Here is a 20,313-nt window from a genome sequence, read left to right as displayed (position 1 = left end):
AGATAAGCCGCCATTTATGCAAGCTAACAATTTAATCAGAGATTTTCCAGATAAACAATTTATGACTAAAACGACTATCATGGCCTCTGGTTATATTGATGATTTCCATTCACATCCATGGCACCAAATCGTCTTCCCACGCCAAGGTTTGTTACAATCAGACATTAGTGATAAAAGTGGAATAGTCCCTCACAATGGTATGCTCTTTATCCCCGCCAATACCATTCATAAGTCTGTTGCAATTACAGACACACAATTTTTAGCGATTTACCTCAACCCTAACAAACATGTGCAGTATGGAAGTGAGCCTAAATCCTGTCAGGTAAACTTCTTCCTCAAAGAGTTGATATTGCTTTTGTTTGAAAGTGATACGCTTTCACAGCCGGAATCCAACTTGGCACATTTGTTAACGGTCTTACGAGATCAGATCGAGGTAGCAAAAAGTTATGAAATACCACTTCTCATCCCTACGGACAAACGCCTTTTATCTATTTTTCTACAGCTTAAACAGCAACCTGACTTACCGTTTACGTTAAAAGAATGGGCAAAAAAAGTCGGAGCATCTGAGCGCACATTGTCCAGATTATGTGCGAAAGAGTTCTCTCAATCATTTGCTCTGTGGCGACAAAATATAAGGCTGGTTTTATCTCTGCCATTATTAAGCTCGGAAATGAGCATACAGGAAGTTGCTATGGAGTTGGGGTACGCATCTGATTCATCCTATGTACAGGCTTTTAAAAAGCTGTTCAATCAGACACCAAGAAAATACCGCACTGCAAACCTATAAAAGAATACAGACTCTCTAATACACGGATTACACCACTTTTGGGATTATTTTTAGTATAGCAAAATCAAGAACCATCTCTGATGCACTATCTGAGACGAAACTCACTTTGGGGCAAAATTGAGTTTCATGGGATCGTGGGTTTGTACTCCATGAATTACCTCAGGCATGGAAAACTCAGACATGCAAAAGGCAAGATTCATAGAGAATCAATGCGTGGGTTCATATCAACGCTATTTTGATCGAGAAGGGCAGTTCAAGTAGAAAAATCAGGCAGGGGATACGGCTCCTGCCTGAGGGCGGTACAGCTTAAAAGTGGTAAGCGACGGTTGCGCCAACGAGCCATTGGTTTGCGCTTTCTACGATTGGCGAATTGGCGACATCAGAGCCTAAACGGGTGTAAGAACTGGTTTGGGTGATTTCCCAACGGTCATTAATTGGGTAAGCCAGTTTGTAACCTAGGTTGTAAGAGAAGCCGCCACCTGCATGGTAAGCTTTACGCTGTGCGGTCGCTTCTTTGTCTTTCACACCGAAATAGTAGTTGTTGTAATCCGAACTCTGGTAACTAATGCCCGCAAAAGGTACCAAATCAACAGCACCTAAATCGATGACATGGAAGTAGTTAACGCCAGTTTTGTAGCCTTTGTTTTCTTTGAGAATATCATGTTGGAAGTAGGTCGATACGGTACCGTTACCCAGTGCGATATCAGCATTTAAACCTAGATCAATCGTGGCTTTACGCTTATCCATTCCTTTAACGCTGTTTGCCGAATCTTGGTCATAAGTAACGCCGCTGCCCGTCAGGTAAGTACCTAGATTAACGACATCCCCTGTGTTACCAAAGAAGCGGTAGTTAATACCGGTGAGGTCTGCATTCAAATCTTCACCGTGGTAGCCAAAGTTCAGCAAAGCGCTGTAAGACTTGTCTTGATCCTTGAGTAGGTCAGTGCTGCCAAAAGCACCCACTTCCGCAACCCATTGACCTTCATGAGTATAGATATTGCCGTTACGAATGTACGTTTGGGCAGCTAAAGTGTTGCCCGCGATAAGCGATGCTGTAATAAATAGTGCGATCTTTTTCATTATGTTCTTCCATTTAAGGGCTTATGTTTGGATGTGAACACTGTACAAAATCGATAGAGAGGATAATATCAATAGCTTGTATGGTTATGTCTGACTTTTGTCAAAGCGGCTTATTCTTGCCTTACTCGTTGCAGTGGTTGGCTACGTTCGTTTATCCGAATCACATAGCCTTTCAGGCTTGATTTTGTGTGGGCAGGGCTCTGTTTGCTTGGCGCGGTGTTTTTTATTTTCAGACCGCAAATCCTCGAAGTACTTGCGAAAAGTATTGGCTGATTGCTGGTGAGTATTTGGCAGGCGACCAATATTTAAGAGGCAAATGCCGGATAAATAAACTCGTAAAAAAAGCCGTTGTGTGGGAAACGGCTTTTTATGGGATTATTCGCTGAATTTCTTAAAAATAATCGAGGTGTTGATGCCACCAAAAGCAAAGTTATTGCTCATTAGATATTGCACATCCAGCTCACGTCCTGTGCCTGTAATGTAATCAAGATCGCCACATTGCGGGTCGATGTTATCTAGGTTAAGGGTTGGATTAAACCAACCGCTGCGCATCATTTCTAAACCCAACCAAGCTTCAACTGCGCCACATGCGCCCAATGTGTGACCAAAATAACTTTTCAACGAGCTGATCGGCACTTTACCCAACGCGTTTGCGGTGGCGTGACTTTCGGCTATATCACCCCGGTCGGTCGCCGTGCCGTGAGCCGAAACATAGTCAATTTTATCTGCACTTAAATTGGCATCACGCAGCGCCATCTCCATGCAGATTTGCATGGTGTCCATTTGTGGTTGAGTGACATGGGCGGCATCGCAGTTGCTGGCAAAACCGATGATTTCTGCGTGAATGACGGCACCGCGTGCGATGGCGTGTTCATACTCTTCAAGCACTAAAGTTCCTGCGCCTTCACCAATCACTAAACCATCACGCTGAGTATCATACGGGCGGGGGGTGGTTTTTGGCTGGTCGTTTTTGAGGCTAGTGGCAAATAAGGTATCAAATACGGCCGATTCGGTAGGGCAGAGCTCTTCACCACCGCCCGCCACCATTACGGTTTGGTAGCCGTGTTTGATCGCTTCGTACGCGTAACCGATGGCTTGGCTACCAGACGTGCAGGCGCTACTGGTTGGAATGACGCGGCCTTTGAGCCCGAAAAATAGGCCTACGTTCACCGCGGCAGTGTGAGGCATCATCTGCACATAAGTGGTGGCGGTAATGGCCCGAGTGGTTTTTTCGTTGAGCATGACACCAAACGCACCGATGGCATCGGTACTGCCTGTTGATGAACCATAAGCGATACCGGTTTGGCCGTTCGTCAGCACTTCATGACCAATTAAGCCCGCCTGTAGCAGCGCATTTTCGGTGGCAACGGTCGCCAGTTGTGACACGCGGCCCATACCTCGGACTTGTTTACGTTTGTAGTGGCTAGGCAGTGTAAAGCCCATTATTGGCGCGGCGAGTTTAGTGTTTAAACCCTCATACTGCTCATAGGAAGGCATATATTGAGTGGCATTTTCACAAGCTCTGAGTTTTGGCTCAATACTGGACCAGTCATTACCAAAAGCAGTCACGCCGGACATGCCTGTAACGACAACGCGGCGGGTCATACTAAGCCTCCATTAACCGAGATAACTTGGCGAGTGACATAAGCAGCAATATCAGACATTAAATAGCTCACAAGGCCTGCGACTTCTTCGGGTTCACCCATGCGGCGTAAAGGAACTTGTGGCAGTGCGTGCTCTTTGACGTGCTCATCCACCATGCCTGTATCGATTAAACCCGGAGCAACGCAGTTGACGGTGATTTTGCGCTTAGCCAGTTCAAGCGCGAGCGATTTGGTCGCGCCAATCACGCCAGCTTTAGCGGCGCTGTAATTGGTTTGGCCCCGGTTGCCTGTGATGCCCGACACCGACGCTAAAGTCACAATGCGCCCACCTTGGCGTTTTTGCACCATTGGCATCACACAAGGGTGGAGGACGTTATAAAAGCTGTCTAAATTGGTGTGAATTACACCATCCCATTCTTGTTCTGTCATGGCGGGAAACGCCGTGTCACGAGTAATGCCCGCGTTATTGACCACGCCGTAATAAGCGCCATGCAGAGCAATATCGGCTTCTAATACTTCGCGACACTGAGCTCGGTTGCTGATGTCAAATTGAATCAGTCGGCCTGAACCACCGTTTTGCTCGATGGTCGCTAGTGTTTGCAGGGCACCTTGCTGGTCGCCCATGTAATGGACAGCGATGGCAAAACCATCTTTGGCGAGCGCAATCGCAATCGCTTTGCCTATGCCTTTACTCGCACCAGTCACTAATACGTGTCGGGTCATGCTTGACTCCTCATTTTCATTTCTTCTAATTTTTGTTCTGATGGCACATACACATTTAATTGGCATTCGGCCAAAAGCTGGTGTTGGTGCTCGATTCTTGCCTTAAACACGGCCATGCCATTGTCTTGCATTAGCTGTTCAGCGTAGATATCGAGCGTTTGCCCTTTCAAGAATGCATTGCACAGCGCGCGATAACGGCGACTGCCGAGCAGAAAGCCAATTGGCGGTTGAATGCCTTGGACAAGTGAGTGATACCCAGACCACGCGGCAATGGCTTGTGCCATAAACTCGATACCGACATAGGCCGGTATGCTTTGTGTCGCTGGGTTAAAAAACAGGTGGTGCGATTCAATATCCACTTGGCAGTGGATAGATTCGCTCTGTACCTCAAGCGCGCGGTCAATCAAAATCATCGGCGCTTGATGAGGCAGCAGTTGATCAATTGCAGGAAGCTTTGTCATTAACGTAACCAAAAATAAGGCTAATATTGTTGCCACCAAAAGCAAAGGAGTTGCTTAAAATGGCCTTGTTTTCTAAATATTGAGTGGTTTCCACTAGCGTAATATCGATGTCTGGCGCTTTGTTAGCACAGCGCTGAATGGGCAAAGGCAATTGGTATTGCAGTATGTGCCAAGCAATGGCGGCTTCGGTTGCACTGGCCGCGCCGAGCGTGTGTCCAGTGAGTGGTTTAGTTGAAGTCACCGCAACGTGCTGGCCAAAAACGCGGAAAATCGCTTTACTTTCCATGCTGTCATTGAGCGGTGTTGCGGTGCCGTGAGCGTTGATATAGCCGATATCACTGGCGGTTAATTTGGCATCTTGCAGCGCGTTACGCATCGCCTGTTCTGCACCGTTTCCATCTGGGTGGGGCGCAGAAATATGGTGTGCATCGGAACTGTCGCCTGCGCCCAATAGCGCAATGGCGTGAGCGTGTTGCTGAGACGGCGTTTTACCCAGCAGCATAAAAGCGGCAGATTCACCAATGTTGATGCCATCGCGCTGTGCATCAAACGGTTTACACAAACGTTGAGACAATGCCTCTAAACCGTTAAAACCATTGAGTGTTAAGCGGCACAAAGTGTCGGCACCACCGACAATCACCGCATCAACCAACCCAGCATTAAGCATTCTTTTGGCGGTGATAAAGACGCGGCCACTGGACGAACAGGCGGTCGAAATGGCGTAGCAGGGGCCGCTTATTGCAAAATAGCGAGCGATAAAATCACTGCAATTGCCTAATTCCTGTTTGTAGTAGTGGTAGTCGCTTGGGAATTCGCCCTGCTCTAACTTGTGGGCGAGTGCGATTTCGCCATCAGCAATGCCTGACGTGCTCGTGCCAACCACCACTGCGATGCGATCTGCACCATAGGTGGCAATCGCGTGGCGGACACTCGGTTCAATCTGTTTCAGTGCAGAAAGAGCCAGTTGGTTGTTGCGCGTATTGAACGCACTTAAATGCGCTGGGATTTCTGGTAGTGGCTCACTCACTCGGCCTACGATGGTTGCGGTGCCACTATTGAGCGACGTGTTGTCAGCCACCATGTTGTCACAATAGCCCTGCGCTAAACTTTGGTGAATGTGCGACGAGTCACTCCCCATCGCGCAGTGAAAACCGCAGTCTTGGACATAAATAGGTGAGCGAGAATCAATAGGAGAAGTCGTGGATGAGTTCATGATAGCTATCTACGGTTGTGTGGGCGGCAAAGGGTGCTGGGCACTGAGCGTTGTAATCGTAATGGTGTAATTCAATAATTGATTGTGGAAGCGAATATCGCCCTTCATCGAGAAGGGATGTTGATAATCAATAACAATCACTGTTTCACCCAGTTCATTGATGAGTGTTCGTCTATTCTCATCATCAATGATTTGCCACTTTACCTTATTTAACGAGGCTTCCCAAGCATTTCGCGGCCAGAGCGTGATCATCAGGTTAAAGAGTATCTGTTCGGGCTTCGGCAAGGTGTTTTCCAAACCATTGAGTACGCTGGTCTCAATAGTATCTTGCTGATAATTGAGCGATAAAATCCTCGTTCCCCAAGATGAAAACCCTGCCAGCACAATCTTGTCATCGGTCACCTGCAACTGGACCGGAAGCTGTTGGTTATGCTGGCCGTTATCATCTTGCCAATGGGCGCTGATCAACTGACTTGCCGTGACTTGGTACCCAAGTTGCGCAGGTTTGGGCAGAGTAACGAATGTGTTGGGGCTAATTTCTACCTGCGTGGAGGCTTGGTTTGGCACTAAAGAGCAGCCAGACAACATCAGTAACAGCAAGGGCAGCGCACGGCGTATTCTCATCATCATAGTTTTTCCTCATGCGCTTTTATGTCGGCAGGTTGTGATTTGATCGCCATTGGTGAAAGCAACCAAGCAACGAAAATGCCGCTCAGTACCGTCAAACCAAAACTGTGGATGGCGTGAGTTTGGCTAAGAGCAAGCAGACCAAACGAGAGCAAAGTCGTTAGTGCCGAAAGGGTTATGGCAAGCAAGGTACTGTGACTGCGGGCTTGTTCGGCAAAAAAGAGCGTATAATCAATACCAATACCTATCACTAATACCAGCGCTAATAGATTGAATAAATTGAGCGTAGAGCCTGTTGCAACGGTGACGGCTAACCCAGTAATGCAGGCAATAAGCGAAGGTAACATAATGCGAATGCTGTGTTTCACGCCGTAGCGCCAAATAGTGAGAGCGCTGATCAAGGTCAGAGCCAGCGCAATTAACTCCATCACTTTAAGGCGATACTGCCCAAACAGGGTTGAGATCTCGTCGGTTTTATTCAAATAGGCGTAGTCGCTATTTTGCGCCGCAAACTGCTTAATTACTGCTGCTTGGTGAACCTCTTTCAACAGCACTACCGCCGCCACTTTTTGCTCAACTTCACCTAAATAAAGAAAGCGCAGCGGCTGGGAAACATCATGGGCCAAATAATGCGCCAGTGTCATGGGCAAAAATGACGCTTCCAGTTTAGGAGCCGAAGATAGTTTCAGCGTGTGAGCCAGTACTGCGCCTTGGTTTGCGTACAGTGCTTCAACCAGTGCGTAGTTTTCTTGCTGACGCTTAAGCGAGCTGATGTTTTGGCTTAAACTTTGGTAGCCAGAAAGTACGCCTTGTTGTTGCCATTGTGAAAATTGCGTATCTAATTTTTCTAACTGCTGCATTAATGCTTCATCATCGTTGGCACTGACGACCAACATTTGCTGTGATGATTGAATACCAGTCAAGGCGCTGATTTGCAGCTCTTGCTGTTTCAAGTCGCTAGGCATGGCTTGTAATTGTCGAATGTCATCGTTGTAGTGCACTTGCGTCAGGGCAAGACTGCTGATGATCAATAACGCCGTGGGTAGGCCCCATTTAACCCATGGCTTTTGCCAAAGCGCAAACCATAAGGACCAATAAGTGATGCCGGGAAGCGTTCTCGATGGACTTGGTTTTTTGGCCAAAATCGGATACCAAGCCACGACCGTCGCGTAAGCGGCAACGAGACCTAAGGCGGAAAATAGCGCTAGCTGTTGTAAGCCGGGGAAAGGGGCGACCAGTAGACCGAGATAGCCAATTAAACTGGTGATTAACCCTAAGGTAATGGCCGTCAGAATATGCTTTAGTCCTTGCACGCTGTCCCATTGTTCATTTGCGGCAAGGCGATCGGTCAGGTAGTGAAAGGCGTAGTCGATTGAAACGCCAATCAGGCTGGCCCCAAACACTAAGCTAAACAGATGGAGCTGACCAAAAAACGCGGTGGTGATCACCATGGCAACCACTAACCCAACGGATACCGAGAGCAGTGCCAACAGTAAAGGCATGGCACTGCGAAAAACCAGCATCACCAACAGCACAATGCCGAGTAATGAGAAAAGGCCAATAGTGCTGATTTCTGACTTGGCACTTTGAGTGCCAAAATCGGCGTAAAATAAAACACCAGTGTGATAAATGTCCGCACTAAATTGTTGCTTGATGCGTTGTTGCCATTGAGCAATATCGGGCACCACTTGTTGCGCTTTGAAACTGTATGGTGAGTCGTTGAGCTGCGCGGTGATCAGCACGTATTTTTGGCCTTGATACTCGCGGGTTAAGTATCCATCTTGCAAACGAAAATGAGACGATAGCTGGCTAAGTTGTGCTAAGTAGTCGCGAAATAGCAGAAAAGGGTCGTGACTGAGCTCTTGCCCTGTTACCCCAGAAAAAGGGTTATATAGGGCTTGCACCACCGCTTGCACTTGTTGTTCGGGATGTTGACTGAGCTGATTGCGTTGCTCGTTGGTGAGCAGTTGTGCTCGATGTTGAAAGTAGTAACTGGCCCAAGCGCTCTGTTGAGTGGCATCGATTTTCCCAACCACATCCTTGAAATAGCCACTCTGCTTGAGCTCGCTTTCTAGCGCTGTAACGGATTTGAGCCGGTCAGCCTCATTGGGCGCAGTGACAATAAAGACCACTTTATCGCTCATACTGGCAGTGACTTTTTCAAACGCTTGCTCGGCGAGCACACTTTGCTGGTTGACCGGCAGTAGCTTAAGGATATCCGTCTCGATCGGTGAAGCCGCTGAAAAGAACCATTGCTTGAGTAGTAAGCCAAGACAAAGGGTCACAAAAGCCAACCAGAACAATGCCAGCCGGTTCGATTTAGAAGTTAAACTGTGCTTGCTCAGCATGGGTTAAACGCTCTGGCTGGTGGTTTTGGTTAGTAAACTGAATCTCGGTTTTGTCGCCTCGCACTTCTTGCAGGATCAAACCATCAATGTCATCTCGCCCCGTTAATGTTATCGAGGTAAACACCGAGCTCAGTGGCGCATTTCTCGGCGTTAAATTTAACTGCCACTGGCCATCTTCGCTGTGCAGCGTCATCGTAAATTGTTCATTCAATTGCTGCGTGTCACCATGAAATACCGACAAAAAGAGATGGCTGAAATAAAACGCCATTGGGTTCTCTTTTTCGGTAATCACCTGTGGTGGTTGGTTAGCAAAAGTTTGGCGAAGCTTGTCTTGAGTTAGCACCAAATTAACTGGAAATGGTGAGTTTTGTTGCCAAAGTAAGCCATTTTGTTTATCGAGCAAGAATTTCCCGGCTGACGACAGTGGCTGTTCGAACATCTCAATATGGCGGAGTTGAGTAAACTCTCCGCGTACGATCTGGTGTTTCGCCAACTGCGCTTGCAGTGAAGCGAGGTCGGTCACTTGTGCCCAGAGTAGGGGCGAGAATAGAGCTAAAGTTAGCCATAGAAAACGGCGCATCATAATTTCCCGTAGGTATGCCAGTGCTGCACTTTGTCGGTAAATAGCGTTGGGGAAGCGAAACACATCTCTTGCGTGTCGATGCGAACCGCTACTTGAGTGGTGTGCGCTTTACACATTCGTTGCCCGGTCTGGCTATCAAAAATCATGTAGTCAACACGCAAGCGATTTTCCCATTCTGTCAAGGTCGCTTTGACTCGAATCGTATGGTTGAACGGGATCGCTTTCACGTACTTCACGTGGGTATCAATCACCGGCCATAGGTAGCCCGACTGAGTCATCGCGTGATAGCTGTAATCAATTTTTTCCATCAGCACGCGGCGTGCTTCTTCAAAAAAACGAAAATAATTGCCGTGGTAGATAACGCCCATTGGGTCGGCATCTTGAAACGAGGTGACTAAAGTCACCTCACTTTCCAATGGATGGAGTACATCGCTCATCGCGCTTCCTAGTAAAGTGTCCAGTGGCGTTGTTGAATGCGGCTAATAAAGTGGCGCAAATCATGTTCTAGCGGACGATCTTCCACCACAAAGTCAAACTCTTGTAACACGGCTAAGCGCATCTGCTTGATATTGTGACTCATGTGTTGCTCATCCAGCTCATGATGACGTTTGCGCAATTCTATTGCTTGGGTCGCTGCCAACAGCGAGGCGGCCGCCACTTGTTCTGTCAGTTCAAGCACACGTAGACAATCACGCGCGGCAATGGTTCCCATACTGACTTTGTCTTGATTGTGACACTCAGTCGAACGTGAAAAAACGCTGGCAGGCATGGTATGTTTCAAGGCTTCGGCCGTCCACGCTGAAATGCCAATCTGCACGGCTTTAAAGCCGTGGTTGATCGGTTTTCTTTCACCTTCTGCGCCAGTTAAGTTAAAAGGCAAACCGTTGTTGAATTTGTAATCCATCAATTGCGCCATTTGGCGATCGAGCAAATCGGCTAGGTTAGCAACCTGTGTTTTTAAGGTATCCATTGCCATGGCAATGTGGCCGCCGTAAAAATGGCCGCCGTGCAGTACGCGTTCATTATCGCCATCGATGATGGGGTTGTCGTTGGCACTGTTGAGCTCATTTTCAATCAGTTGACGTAGCCACGGCAGTGCATCTTGTACGGTGCCAATCACATGGGGTGCGCAGCGCAATGAATAGCGATCTTGCAGGCGATCACTGTTGCGAGGTGGGCGCTCTGCTTGTAAGTCATCGCGTAGCCATGCTGCGATTTGTTGCTGGCCAGGATGCGGCTTGACGGCAAATAGTGCGGCATCAAAATGGAAGTCGTTACCCTGAATACCGACAGACACCATGGCGGTAATTTTGGTGCAGAGTTGAGTTAAATATTCGGCGCGTTTATAGGCTAAACAGGCCAAAGCAGTCATGACTGATGTGCCGTTCATCAGCGCTAATCCCTCTTTTGGTTTTAGCTTGATCGGGCGAATACCCAGTTCGTTAAACACATCTTGAGTTGGGCGCATCTCACCTTTATAAAGCACGTCGCGCTCACCAATCAGTGTGGCCGCGAGGTAGGAGAGTGGCGTTAAATCGCCGCTTGCCCCGACCGAACCTTCTTGTGGAATACGAGGGGCGATATCGTGGTTGATCAAGGTGACGATTTGGTTAAGCAGTTCATGGCTCACACCAGAGACACCTTGCGCTAGTGAACACAAGCGTGTTGCTAATACTGCGCGAGATTGCTGATGGCTTAATACCTCGCCTAAGCCACAGCCGTGAAAGCGAGTCAAATGCAGTGGTAATTGGTCTACTAGATTCGGCGGAATGGCAACGGTGCATGAATCACCATAGCCGGTGGTTACACCGTAAATCACGCCTTCTTCTTTTAAAAGTCGTTCTAGAAAAGTGACGCCGCGATCAATTTTAGCGGTGAATTCCGCTGAAGAATTGAGGTTGGCCTGCGCGCCTTGCGAAATCGCGACAACATCTTCAATGGTGAGGCGATCGACGCCAAAAGTTATGCGGTTATCTGTCTGAATCATCATGCTGCTGTTTACTTAGAGTCCAAAAGTTGAAAAAGTTATACCACTGCAGTGGAGCTTGCAGTGTGTAATGTTCCAGCCGATCAGCGTAGCGTTGTACTACCTGCGCTAGCGCCGCTTGTCGCTCTTTTCTCGGTAAATCTATGTTGTCGCTAAAGTGCTCGAAATAGACGTTAAAATGTGGAGTTTTAGAACGTTCATCTCTTAAGCCAAACAAAAGGTAGACGGGAGCTTTCAACACCGAGGCCAACATAAAAGGGCCTTGTGGAAACGGTGCGGGTTGGCCTAAAAAATCGGCCCATACGGCTCGGGTCTCTTTGCTGGTGGACGTTCTATCTCCGACGATCACCACCCATTCTCCTTGCTCTATTTTCTGTTGAAGCAAAATAGCGGTATCAGGGCCCAAACGGCTCACTTGAATGAGGTTCAGTTCTGAGTTGGGATTGATCGCTTTCATTACCGCATTGAAGCGTTCGGCGTGCTCGGTGAAGACTAACGCATTGATCTTAATATGAGAATGCCGACGTCCCAGAGCGCGGCACAGTTCAATATTTCCAAGATGAGATCCTAAAAGAAGCACTCCTTGTTTACGTTCTACTAGGGCTTGGAACGATTCTTGACCATGGATGGTCAAGTTTTTTACCGAAAAATCGCCTTTCCATGCCGCCAATTTATCCAGCATAGTGTGGCCAAAAGAGAGCAGATGGTTATAGCTAGAGAGATGATTTGGCAGCGTGATTTGGCGACGGTTTGCGTAACTTTGTAAGTGCTGTAAATATTGTTCAGAGGCTTGGCGAGCTTGTTTTCCAGTAAGGTAGTAATAGCCCATTACAAGTTTCAGCATCAGGTTAAAAATTGGCCGCCCGAGTAGGCTATATACCGCCAGTAACGCTTTAATACCCAGAACCGTTCCTCGTTCTTGACGCTTTGACCAGTGCTGGTTTGGCTCTGCACCACTTTTGTTGTGCCTGCTTTGATTGCGTTTCAGCAGTTGAGGAATACGCGGTAACATGCCAAAAAATAATTTGCTGTGCATCCAACTGATTTTGACGTTATCCCATAGTGCATCGAAATGAGAGACGCCTCCTTCAGGATAAATGACGCGGGTTTCCACAAAATCGATATCGACCCCGTGCCAATACATGCGAACTAAGATTTCGATATCGAAATCCATGCGCGTGCCGATCTTATGGTTATTGAGCACCTCAACGGTGAGGTCTACGGGATACGCGCGAAAACCACACATACTGTCTTTGATCGTAAAGGATAGCGTTTCAATCCAAACCCAAATATGCGTTGCGTAACGGCCATATAAACGCGCTTTGGGTACGCTGTCATCGTAAATCGGCTGACCAGAAATTAGGTGGTTTGGATGTTGCTTTGACGCGGCCAGTAATTTAGGCAGCGCTTGTAAATCATGTTGGCCATCGGCATCAATTTGGATGACGTGGCTAAACCCCAACTGCTGCGCTTGGCGAATGCCAGCCATTACCGCACCACCTTTTCCTTGGTTTTGTTCTAGGGTAATGAGGTGAACATGTGTTTGCTGGGCGACGTTGCTCAACGCCTGTTTTGTTTGCTGATTGCTGCCATCATCAACCAGTAAAATGGGAAGTTCAAATGCGCTGAGTGATGAGACAACTTCTGCTACTGTGCTGCCGTGGTTGTAGCACGGAATTAAAAAACAAGCTTGATAATCAGCCACAGATTTCACCCAACTTCATTTTTCCTGATGAGTGAATGATGTTTAAACCCTCACGCTGTGAACTATAACTAAACGCGAGTTTCTGTTTTTCCTCATCCCAACTTAATGCCAGTTGAACGGTCATGTCTGGCAAGATAGGTTCTTGGAATTTGATCACTTCCATACCTTGAAAGCTTGTGGGTACAGATAAGTATTCTTGTGCATAGCGCAGTGCCCAATCGATTTGGGTAACGCCTGGCAGCAATGGAAAATGCTCAAAGTGTCCTGAAAAATCAATGATGTCGGCGTCAACGCGCAGCGTCAAATTCACCGTGTGAGGCTGAGTTTCAGCACATAATAATGTGGGTGTTCTTTTGGCCATAATCTATTGGGCTTCGTTATTTTTATGGTTGGAATAGTGTTTCTAGTTCAGCAACAAGGCGCTTACCTTGGCTGTTGAGTGGGATCTCTTTTACCACTCTAAAGCGTCGAGGTACAGCAATAGGTTCTAACCATTGGCGCAGTTCAGAGCGCAGCAACAGCCAGAATTTCCCCTTTCCAAGTTGAGCTAATTTTTCAGTGCCGCAGGCTGACAGTACAATCGCTGAGATTAAGATCAAACGTTCACCGTCTTGTTGTGGTAACACGGCTGTTTCACTGATCCACGGCAGTTGTTCAATACGCTGCTCCACTTCAACCAGTGAGATCCGTTTTTCTTCGATTTTGATGATGCGATCGGTGCGACCTTTCAAGGTAAAGTGCCGTTGGTCGGAAAACTCACATTTATCGGCTGTTTGATACCAATGATTCGGATCAATGTGTGCCGAGCGCAAGGCTAAGCAGTGCTCGCTGTTAAGTCTTGCTTCAACGGTAGGAAAAAGCTGCCATTGCTGCGTTGCACTGTGCTGTTGCCGAAAAGCGATGCCGCCAGTTTCCGTACTGCCATACACTTCGATAGGTCGTTGCCCAAACAGGGTTTTTGCGTGACAAGAAGCAGAGTAGGGAAGTGGGCCACCGGAAGAAAACAGTGTGCGCAGTGGGCTTGGCTGGTGCTCTTGTGACAAGCGTTTCAATAGCGCAGGGCTACTGATCAGCGCAGTGTCCGGATGCGCATGTGCGGTCACTTGTTCTGGAAATTCCAAGTTATGGCGGGCAAATGCTCGCCCTGCACACAGTGGCCATAACACACGAAATAGCAGCCCATAAATATGTTGATGAGAAACTGTACTTTCCACTTTTGCACCAATGAGCTGTTCGCCCCAAAGCTGCTCTAAAATGGCGATTTCAGCTTCAAGCTGCCGCAGTGTTTTGATGATAGCCTTAGGCTGACCACTGGAGCCTGACGTAAACAGCGTCACGGTTTGTGTCTCTAATGAAAGTGGTGCAAAACAAACGGCTTCATCGCGCATGTCGTTGGGTAGCGCTAAATGGTTAAGAGAGAGAGTTGGCGTTGAATTGGGTATTGTTATTGCCTCATCACACAGCAACAACTCAAAGTGTTGGCTCAGTTCTGCCAGTGCCGCAGGTTGATAATTACCGGGCAGAATTAATGATTTTTGCGTGTAACAGACGGCGAAAAAACCGACGGAGAACCGATAGCTATCGCCAGCACACAGTGCAATATGATGTTCATTTCGCGATGCTAATTGCCGGCTTAGTTGGCTGACATCTGCGACAAAGTTTGCCCAGTTAATGGTGTTATTGAGGTCAAAAGCAACACAATGCGAATCGTTTCTTGGTGAGGAGAGTAACGTTGCAAGCGAGCAAAAATCGGGGTTGCCGAAAGTCATAGCGTACCTAGCCTTTGCGAATCCTTTGCCTTACTAGCCATTCCGTTACAAAGAGGCTGCCAGCAAGGAGATAACTGATCAATCCGTTATACAACGTCCAGATCTCGATAGATTGGAAGCAGGTATAAAGTGCGATGGCTCCATTCATGATGAAGTAGAGGCACCACACTTTAGTGACCGTGCGTGTGTACTCAATGCCACTTTGAGGAAGTTCAGGCTCTTGCAGTCTCGCCAGCCGTTCAATCACTGTTTGCGGTTGCGTTAGGCTCAAGGCAAAAAGAGCCAAAAGACATACATTAACCACAACAGGGTAAAACAGTAGCCAACCATGCTGCTGAAAGAGCATCCCCAAAGTCACCAAAGTGATACCAACGAACCCACTAAGCCAAGCCAGTTGCTTCAGTTCTTGAAGCTTGGCTTGCCAACCAGAAAGAATTCTTAAAGCAAAAATAGCGGCTAAGAAGCCCCCTATAGCTTGCAAACCAAACTGATTAATCCCGAAGTAGACCGCGAGTGGGTAGGTAAGCAGGACGATTGCAGACAAAATCGTCAGCAATCGCCGCATTAGCTTTCCTTAACAAGTTCAATAACCGATTCCACCACATCATTGACGGTGCGAACGGTTTTAAACTCTTCAGGCTTGATTTTTTTGCCAGTCACTTTTTGTAAGTGAACGACAAGATCTACAGCATCAATACTGTCGAGATCGAGATCTTGATAAAGGTGAGCGTCTGGTTGAATATCGGCTTCATCAATTTCAAATAGTTCAACGAGAGCTTCTTTAACTTGATCAAATACTTGTTGTTGGTTTACTTCTGTCATAACGCTATCTATTTATTAGTGGCTAGTTTGAGATGAAATATAATTTGCTAAGTTTGCCACTGATGCAAAGTGTTGGCGAGTATTGGAGTCATCAGCGTCAATGACGATATTATACTTCTTTTTAATGGCCAAACCGAGCTCTAAAGCATCGATAGAATCTAAACCTAACCCATCACCAAAAAGTGGTGCGTCAGTTTCAATATCGTTAACTGAGATATCTTCAAGATTTAGTGCGTCGATAATGAGCTGTTTTATTTCTGTGTGTAGTATTTCCACTTCAACCTACTTATATAATGTTCTAGCCGTTTTGAACAAAACCTTGATATATACTTCCCCACTTAAAGTTGCAGCGGTGTTGGCTACGTTCGCTCACCCCAATCATACCGTTATCTATACGGATGGGGACTTACTCACTTTCCGCTTCGCTGCAACTTGACGTTATGGGTCGATAACTTCAATAGTTTTGTCATTTCTGGTTATTGTTTTGGGGGAAAATCACCTCTGCAAGGTGGCGATTTAAACGTCGTGCTGCAGTGGTGGGGTTATCAGCACCTTCAATAAAAGGTGTGACGACAACTTTACCCTTTATCTCCACATGGAAAAAGGGTTTGGTTTTAGGAACTTGGTACCACTTTTGCTCTTTTGTGAGAAAACTCGGAGAAACGGTAATATGTACGATGCGTAAGTCTCTTTGAGTTCGGATTGCGATTTGCGCCGCACCGCGCTGCAATTTGGGTTTAACGCCGGGTGTGGTTCGCGTGCCTTCAGGGAAAATCAATAATACGTTTCCGCGACTCATGCGTTCCTCGCACACATTTAACAAATCATCAGGTGTTTCATTTGGGATATAACCTGCTGCTTGAACAATCCGTTTCATAAAAGGATTGGCCCAGATAGCTGACTTAACCAAGCAATCGCACTGATGAAGTTGTGATGCAATGAGAACATAATCAATTAAGCTTGGATGATTGGCGATAATAAGGCAGCTTTTATCCTGTTTTAATAGTTCTGCGTTGGTTATTTTATAGTCGATGGCACCTGTTAATTTCATCAACTTACAAAATATATTGAATGAGTTTTGGATTGATTTTTGAACTTTATATTCTCGACGATCTGTTTGCGATGAAAATAATGCAATCAGTGGGATAATAATAAAACTCAGCGTTAATCCGCCTAAACCAAATATAAAAAAACAAAAACCTGTAGCAGCAATACGCCAGTAGCGGTTGAACTCTAACATTTTCGTTGCCATTTCCAAGCGCTTTGCGAGCCCTCAATGATCCATTCAGATTTTTCTGATAAATAGTGGTGAAGAAACGACAATGCTTGCGGCTGTTGTGGCTTGGTATCAGATGTCTGCATAGAGAGTGTAAAATCTGAACCGTGAGACAGGGTTAACCCTAAGGCATAGCCTTGAAATTGCCACTCTTCGTATTGTTGGTAGTCGCTAGGTAATGGCTCATCAAAATCAACCAAAAGCACTTTGTGACTAGGGTGCTCATTTAAATAGAGCCAAGCTTCTAATATGGCACTTTGAAATGTGTTTTGTGCTGCTGCAATCGAGGTTAACGGGATCGGTTGTTTTGAAGCGATGGTTGCTAGGCCTGCCGCTGTATTATGAACAGATTGTGAAAACGCCATTGGTGAGGCTTCTTCGCCAATCAATATCGACTTCACGATTTCAACGCTACGATGAAGCTCGCCATGACGACATGAAAATACCATGTAATCAATATGTTGTGATTCTATAGCAGTCAGGGCAGTCTGCACGGCTAATTTGCTCAAACTACTCATTCTGCGGCGCATCATAGGAGGAATATGGTCTGTGTTGAGCGTATTATCGTCAGGCCAAATCTCTTCTCTTGCCCAATTTTGCCAATCAGAAGGGTGAGATAAGCCTGCAGAATTTGCAACCCAAGTATCAATATTTAACGTGATTATTTGCTGTTGATTTGACATAAGATATTGCATTGTTTTTGATAGGGTTAAATACTATGGCACAAGATTATTCTTCGCAACTATAAACGTTTGTATCCTTGACTTAAATATTGATTTTTAAGAATTGAGTCGAACTTAGATTAAGTGTTTGGATATTGTTCACAAATTAAAGTTAGGTTTTAATGTGTTAAATCAAAAAATAGATCCTTATAACGCTTTAGAGGCAAAAACCGAAGCTCAAAAATTATCTTTTGCCCCCATCGTTTTTCATACGGCGCGTACATTACGTGACTTAGGCATATTGGCTGCATTAGATAATGCTGGCGAAAAAGGTTTAAACGCGGAACAAATTGCTCAAGAAACGAGCGTGTCAGAGTATGGCGTTAAAGTATTGCTCGATATGGCCATCAGTGCCCACATTGTTTTATGGGATAAACCGAATTATTCGTTGGCTAATCTAGGCATTTTTTTGCTGCATGATGGGATGACGCAAGCCAATATGGATTTCACGGCAGACGTTTGTTATGCCGCCATGATGCACTTAACCGAATCGATCACCGAAGGCAAGCCTGCTGGTCTGAAAGAACTCGGCGATTGGGATACCATCTACCAAGGTTTATCGCGTTTGCCCCAGCAAGCTAAAGACAGTTGGTTCAAATTCGATCACTTCTATTCCGATCGTTCTTTTCCTATTTTGCTGAAAGAAGTGTTTCGTAAAAAACCGAAACATTTGGTCGATATTGGTGGCAATACGGGTAAATGGGCACTGCAATGTTGTCACTATGATTCAGACGTTGAAGTGACGATTGTGGATCTGCCACAACAGTTGGAAATGGCGATGGCTAACGCGCAGCAACAAGGTTTTACGCAGCGTATTCATCCTTTTCCAGCCAACATGCTCGATAAAGAACAACCGTTACCAAAAAATGCGGACGTGTGGTGGATGAGCCAGTTTTTAGACTGTTTTTCGCCAATGGAAATTTTGAGTATTTTAAAACGTGTTCGCGCCAATCTTTCTGCATATTCGACTGTTTATATTTTGGAACTGTTCTGGGATTCACAGAAGTACGATGCGGCTTCTTATAGCCTCAATGCCACCTCTTTGTATTTTACCTGCCTTGCAAATGGTAATAGTCGCTTCTATCGCAGCGAAGATTTCTTAGAAATCGTTCAAGCAGCAGGATTACAGGTGATCAAACGAACCGACAATATTGGCCTTGGCCACACCTTGTTAGAGCTAAAAGCCCAAGCTTAATTAAAATCGATGCGAGTCAATTCATGAATAAAGAGATAACTCAAGTTGTTATCATTGGTGCGGGCCCTTCGGGTTCGACTGCCGCGGCATTACTCCATGCGCAAAACATACGCGTGTTGGTTATCGAAAAAGCACTTTTCCCACGCTTTTCTATTGGCGAAAGCTTATTACCTGCTTGTATGGAAGTGATAGAAGCGGCGGGAATGTTGCCTGATGTTATGCGTGCGGGTTTTCAATATAAAAATGGTGCAGCCTTTCGAAAAAATGGTGTATACGCTCAGTTTGATTTTACCGACAAATATTCGAATGGGCCGGGAACCACTTTTCAGGTACAGCGTAGTCAATTTGATAAAGTATTAGCGGATTCTGCTGTTAAGCAAGGGGTTGAAATTCGTTATCAACATCAACTGACGAATATCGAATTTGAAGAGAATAAATCACAATTATTGGTGACGGATCAACACGGTATAACGTATCAAATTGAAGCCGACTTCGTGCTGGATGCCAGTGGCTTTGGCCGAGTATTGCCTAAGTTACTCGATTTGGAAGAGCCATCGTGTTTACCTCCGAGAAAAGCCATCTTTACCCATATCATTGATCATATTTCCCCTGAACAACCAGACTACGACCGAAACAAGATACTGATCTCCGTCCATCCGCGTAATCCTGACGTATGGTACTGGCTCATTCCTTTTTCTAACGGCACATGTTCATTAGGTGTTGTCGGTGAACCGTCGTTTTTTGACGGCTATCCAAGTGATAAAATTACGGCGATTCAGCAGTTGGTGAATGAAATGCCTGAGCTGGCAGAACTGCTTTCGAAGTCCGAATACCCTAATCCTGCTGGTGAGCTAGGCGGCTATTCTGCAAATGTTAAGCAGTTGGCCACGGTAAATTATGCGTTATTAGGCAATGCTGGTGAATTTTTAGACCCGGTGTTTTCATCAGGTGTAACGATAGCCATGAAATCGGCTCAGTTAGCAGTGTCTTGCGTTGTACGCCAACTAAAAAAAGAAAGTGTAGATTGGCAGCAAGAGTATTCTCAGCCATTAATGGTCGGAGTGGATACGTTCCGCACTTATGTGGAAGGTTGGTACAACGGCATGTTACAAGAGGTGATTTTTTACCAAACGCCCAACCCAAGAATAAAGCAGATGATTTGCTCTATTCTTGCAGGATATGCTTGGGATCGTAGTAATCCTTATGTCGCTGAGCATCAACGACGCTTATCAAGTTTAGCTGAAATTATTCGTACTTCATCTCATTAATAATATCCGCACCGAAATTATGTTTTGGTGCGGATATGCATCTCACATTTTAATTTTATGGGTTTATTCTCTTGTAAGATTATTCCTACACCGCATTAACGTGTTGATAAATATGTATTTTAACTAGTTTAGTTCTGATGCCC

At 46.1% G+C, this 20,313-nt stretch carries 21 protein-coding genes; 3 read left to right on the top strand and 18 right to left on the bottom strand.

Going from position 1 to position 20,313, the window contains the following annotated elements:
- Positions 1 to 16: 16 nt before the first annotated feature.
- Entirely contained in the window at positions 17 to 787 is a 771-nt protein-coding gene (locus AACT21_RS11435; RefSeq protein WP_094164279.1) for a helix-turn-helix transcriptional regulator, read from the top strand.
- Between the two features lie 306 nt (positions 788 to 1,093).
- Here AACT21_RS11435 and ompV read toward each other — a convergent pair whose 3' ends face one another.
- From ompV to AACT21_RS11345, 18 genes are all read right to left on the bottom strand, one after another.
- Positions 1,094 to 1,867, bottom strand: a complete 774-nt coding sequence (gene ompV, locus AACT21_RS11430; RefSeq protein ID WP_094164278.1) for an outer membrane protein OmpV — start codon at positions 1,865 to 1,867, stop codon at positions 1,094 to 1,096.
- A gap of 375 nt (positions 1,868 to 2,242) precedes the next feature.
- A complete protein-coding gene (locus tag AACT21_RS11425) occupies positions 2,243 to 3,472 on the bottom strand; it encodes a beta-ketoacyl-ACP synthase (RefSeq protein ID WP_047687921.1) in 1,230 nt (409 codons plus the stop codon).
- A complete protein-coding gene (locus AACT21_RS11420) occupies positions 3,469 to 4,194 on the bottom strand; it encodes a 3-ketoacyl-ACP reductase FabG2 (RefSeq protein WP_017045136.1) in 726 nt (241 codons plus the stop codon). Before AACT21_RS11420 ends, AACT21_RS11425 begins: the two co-directional genes overlap by 4 nt.
- Positions 4,191 to 4,655 (bottom strand): hotdog family protein, encoded by a 465-nt coding sequence (locus AACT21_RS11415; RefSeq protein WP_088732684.1) that lies wholly within the window; start codon positions 4,653 to 4,655, stop codon positions 4,191 to 4,193. The genes AACT21_RS11420 and AACT21_RS11415 overlap by 4 nt, the downstream gene beginning before the upstream one ends.
- Positions 4,633 to 5,868, bottom strand: a complete 1,236-nt coding sequence (locus AACT21_RS11410) for a beta-ketoacyl-[acyl-carrier-protein] synthase family protein (RefSeq protein ID WP_094164277.1) — start codon at positions 5,866 to 5,868, stop codon at positions 4,633 to 4,635. The genes AACT21_RS11415 and AACT21_RS11410 overlap by 23 nt, the downstream gene beginning before the upstream one ends.
- Positions 5,869 to 5,877: 9 nt before the next feature.
- Positions 5,878 to 6,498, bottom strand: coding sequence for a DUF3261 domain-containing protein (locus tag AACT21_RS11405; protein ID WP_017045139.1), 621 nt, complete (start codon positions 6,496 to 6,498; stop codon positions 5,878 to 5,880).
- Positions 6,495 to 8,843, bottom strand: a complete 2,349-nt coding sequence (locus tag AACT21_RS11400; protein WP_094164276.1) for an MMPL family transporter — start codon at positions 8,841 to 8,843, stop codon at positions 6,495 to 6,497. Before AACT21_RS11400 ends, AACT21_RS11405 begins: the two co-directional genes overlap by 4 nt.
- On the bottom strand, positions 8,815 to 9,426 hold the full coding sequence (locus tag AACT21_RS11395; protein WP_017048106.1) for a LolA family protein: 612 nt from the start codon (positions 9,424 to 9,426) through the stop codon (positions 8,815 to 8,817). The genes AACT21_RS11400 and AACT21_RS11395 overlap by 29 nt, the downstream gene beginning before the upstream one ends.
- Positions 9,423 to 9,863, bottom strand: coding sequence for an acyl-CoA thioesterase (locus tag AACT21_RS11390; RefSeq protein WP_017050416.1), 441 nt, complete (start codon positions 9,861 to 9,863; stop codon positions 9,423 to 9,425). The genes AACT21_RS11395 and AACT21_RS11390 overlap by 4 nt, the downstream gene beginning before the upstream one ends.
- Before the next feature lie 8 nt (positions 9,864 to 9,871).
- Positions 9,872 to 11,416, bottom strand: a complete 1,545-nt coding sequence (locus AACT21_RS11385; RefSeq protein WP_094164275.1) for an HAL/PAL/TAL family ammonia-lyase — start codon at positions 11,414 to 11,416, stop codon at positions 9,872 to 9,874.
- Positions 11,397 to 13,118 carry a glycosyltransferase family 2 protein gene (locus tag AACT21_RS11380; RefSeq protein WP_254917213.1) on the bottom strand — a complete coding sequence of 574 codons (1,722 nt, stop codon included), beginning with the start codon at positions 13,116 to 13,118 and terminating at the stop codon, positions 11,397 to 11,399. Before AACT21_RS11380 ends, AACT21_RS11385 begins: the two co-directional genes overlap by 20 nt.
- Positions 13,111 to 13,479, bottom strand: coding sequence for an ApeI family dehydratase (locus AACT21_RS11375; protein WP_094164273.1), 369 nt, complete (start codon positions 13,477 to 13,479; stop codon positions 13,111 to 13,113). The genes AACT21_RS11380 and AACT21_RS11375 overlap by 8 nt, the downstream gene beginning before the upstream one ends.
- Before the next feature lie 22 nt (positions 13,480 to 13,501).
- Complete coding sequence (locus tag AACT21_RS11370; RefSeq protein WP_094164272.1) at positions 13,502 to 14,887, bottom strand: AMP-binding protein; 1,386 nt, start codon at positions 14,885 to 14,887, stop codon at positions 13,502 to 13,504.
- A gap of 7 nt (positions 14,888 to 14,894) precedes the next feature.
- Positions 14,895 to 15,452 carry a hypothetical protein gene (locus AACT21_RS11365; RefSeq protein WP_017045147.1) on the bottom strand — a complete coding sequence of 186 codons (558 nt, stop codon included), beginning with the start codon at positions 15,450 to 15,452 and terminating at the stop codon, positions 14,895 to 14,897.
- On the bottom strand, positions 15,452 to 15,709 hold the full coding sequence (locus tag AACT21_RS11360; protein ID WP_013856486.1) for an acyl carrier protein: 258 nt from the start codon (positions 15,707 to 15,709) through the stop codon (positions 15,452 to 15,454). Before AACT21_RS11360 ends, AACT21_RS11365 begins: the two co-directional genes overlap by 1 nt.
- 15 nt (positions 15,710 to 15,724) lie before the next feature.
- Entirely contained in the window at positions 15,725 to 15,985 is a 261-nt protein-coding gene (locus AACT21_RS11355) for a phosphopantetheine-binding protein (RefSeq protein WP_019282451.1), read from the bottom strand.
- Positions 15,986 to 16,175: 190 nt separating this feature from the next.
- Entirely contained in the window at positions 16,176 to 16,949 is a 774-nt protein-coding gene (locus tag AACT21_RS11350) for a lysophospholipid acyltransferase family protein (protein ID WP_029189783.1), read from the bottom strand.
- Positions 16,943 to 17,680 carry a beta-ketoacyl synthase chain length factor gene (locus AACT21_RS11345; RefSeq protein ID WP_094132836.1) on the bottom strand — a complete coding sequence of 246 codons (738 nt, stop codon included), beginning with the start codon at positions 17,678 to 17,680 and terminating at the stop codon, positions 16,943 to 16,945. The genes AACT21_RS11350 and AACT21_RS11345 overlap by 7 nt, the downstream gene beginning before the upstream one ends.
- A 115-nt stretch (positions 17,681 to 17,795) precedes the next feature.
- On the opposite strand from AACT21_RS11345, the gene AACT21_RS11340 reads away from it, so the two are divergent.
- Together AACT21_RS11340 and AACT21_RS11335 are read left to right on the top strand one after the other, a co-directional pair.
- Positions 17,796 to 18,902, top strand: coding sequence for a class I SAM-dependent methyltransferase (locus tag AACT21_RS11340; RefSeq protein WP_013856490.1), 1,107 nt, complete (start codon positions 17,796 to 17,798; stop codon positions 18,900 to 18,902).
- Between the two features lie 23 nt (positions 18,903 to 18,925).
- Positions 18,926 to 20,170: an NAD(P)/FAD-dependent oxidoreductase gene (locus tag AACT21_RS11335; protein WP_094164271.1), complete on the top strand. Its 1,245-nt coding sequence runs from the start codon at positions 18,926 to 18,928 to the stop codon at positions 20,168 to 20,170.
- Positions 20,171 to 20,313: the final 143 nt, after the last annotated feature.

The organism is Vibrio sp. V08_P9A1T1 (assembly GCF_963874405.1).
Classification (GTDB): domain Bacteria; phylum Pseudomonadota; class Gammaproteobacteria; order Enterobacterales; family Vibrionaceae; genus Vibrio; species Vibrio anguillarum.
Note: the sequence above shows the minus strand (reverse complement) of the source record. Positions and strands in the feature narration are given on the sequence as shown.

Bases quoted from the DNA above. Each gene is read 5' to 3' on its own strand.
- ompV (WP_094164278.1), bottom strand. From the start codon at position 1,867: ATGAAAAAGATCGCACTATTTATTACAGCATCGCTTATCGCGGGCAAC.
- AACT21_RS11415 (WP_088732684.1), bottom strand. From the start codon at position 4,655: ATGACAAAGCTTCCTGCAATTGATCAACTGCTGCCTCATCAAGCGCCG.
- AACT21_RS11410 (WP_094164277.1), bottom strand. From the start codon at position 5,868: ATGAACTCATCCACGACTTCTCCTATTGATTCTCGCTCACCTATTTAT.
- AACT21_RS11400 (WP_094164276.1), bottom strand. From the start codon at position 8,843: ATGCTGAGCAAGCACAGTTTAACTTCTAAATCGAACCGGCTGGCATTG.
- AACT21_RS11370 (WP_094164272.1), bottom strand. From the start codon at position 14,887: ATGACTTTCGGCAACCCCGATTTTTGCTCGCTTGCAACGTTACTCTCC.
- AACT21_RS11395 (WP_017048106.1), bottom strand. From the start codon at position 9,426: ATGATGCGCCGTTTTCTATGGCTAACTTTAGCTCTATTCTCGCCCCTA.
- AACT21_RS11365 (WP_017045147.1), bottom strand. From the start codon at position 15,452: ATGCGGCGATTGCTGACGATTTTGTCTGCAATCGTCCTGCTTACCTAC.
- AACT21_RS11435 (WP_094164279.1), top strand. From the start codon at position 17: ATGCAAGCTAACAATTTAATCAGAGATTTTCCAGATAAACAATTTATG.
- AACT21_RS11360 (WP_013856486.1), bottom strand. From the start codon at position 15,709: ATGACAGAAGTAAACCAACAACAAGTATTTGATCAAGTTAAAGAAGCT.
- AACT21_RS11385 (WP_094164275.1), bottom strand. From the start codon at position 11,416: ATGATGATTCAGACAGATAACCGCATAACTTTTGGCGTCGATCGCCTC.
- AACT21_RS11390 (WP_017050416.1), bottom strand. From the start codon at position 9,863: ATGAGCGATGTACTCCATCCATTGGAAAGTGAGGTGACTTTAGTCACC.
- AACT21_RS11335 (WP_094164271.1), top strand. From the start codon at position 18,926: ATGAATAAAGAGATAACTCAAGTTGTTATCATTGGTGCGGGCCCTTCG.
- AACT21_RS11375 (WP_094164273.1), bottom strand. From the start codon at position 13,479: ATGGCCAAAAGAACACCCACATTATTATGTGCTGAAACTCAGCCTCAC.
- AACT21_RS11350 (WP_029189783.1), bottom strand. From the start codon at position 16,949: ATGTTAGAGTTCAACCGCTACTGGCGTATTGCTGCTACAGGTTTTTGT.
- AACT21_RS11405 (WP_017045139.1), bottom strand. From the start codon at position 6,498: ATGATGATGAGAATACGCCGTGCGCTGCCCTTGCTGTTACTGATGTTG.
- AACT21_RS11425 (WP_047687921.1), bottom strand. From the start codon at position 3,472: ATGACCCGCCGCGTTGTCGTTACAGGCATGTCCGGCGTGACTGCTTTT.
- AACT21_RS11420 (WP_017045136.1), bottom strand. From the start codon at position 4,194: ATGACCCGACACGTATTAGTGACTGGTGCGAGTAAAGGCATAGGCAAA.
- AACT21_RS11345 (WP_094132836.1), bottom strand. From the start codon at position 17,680: ATGCAATATCTTATGTCAAATCAACAGCAAATAATCACGTTAAATATT.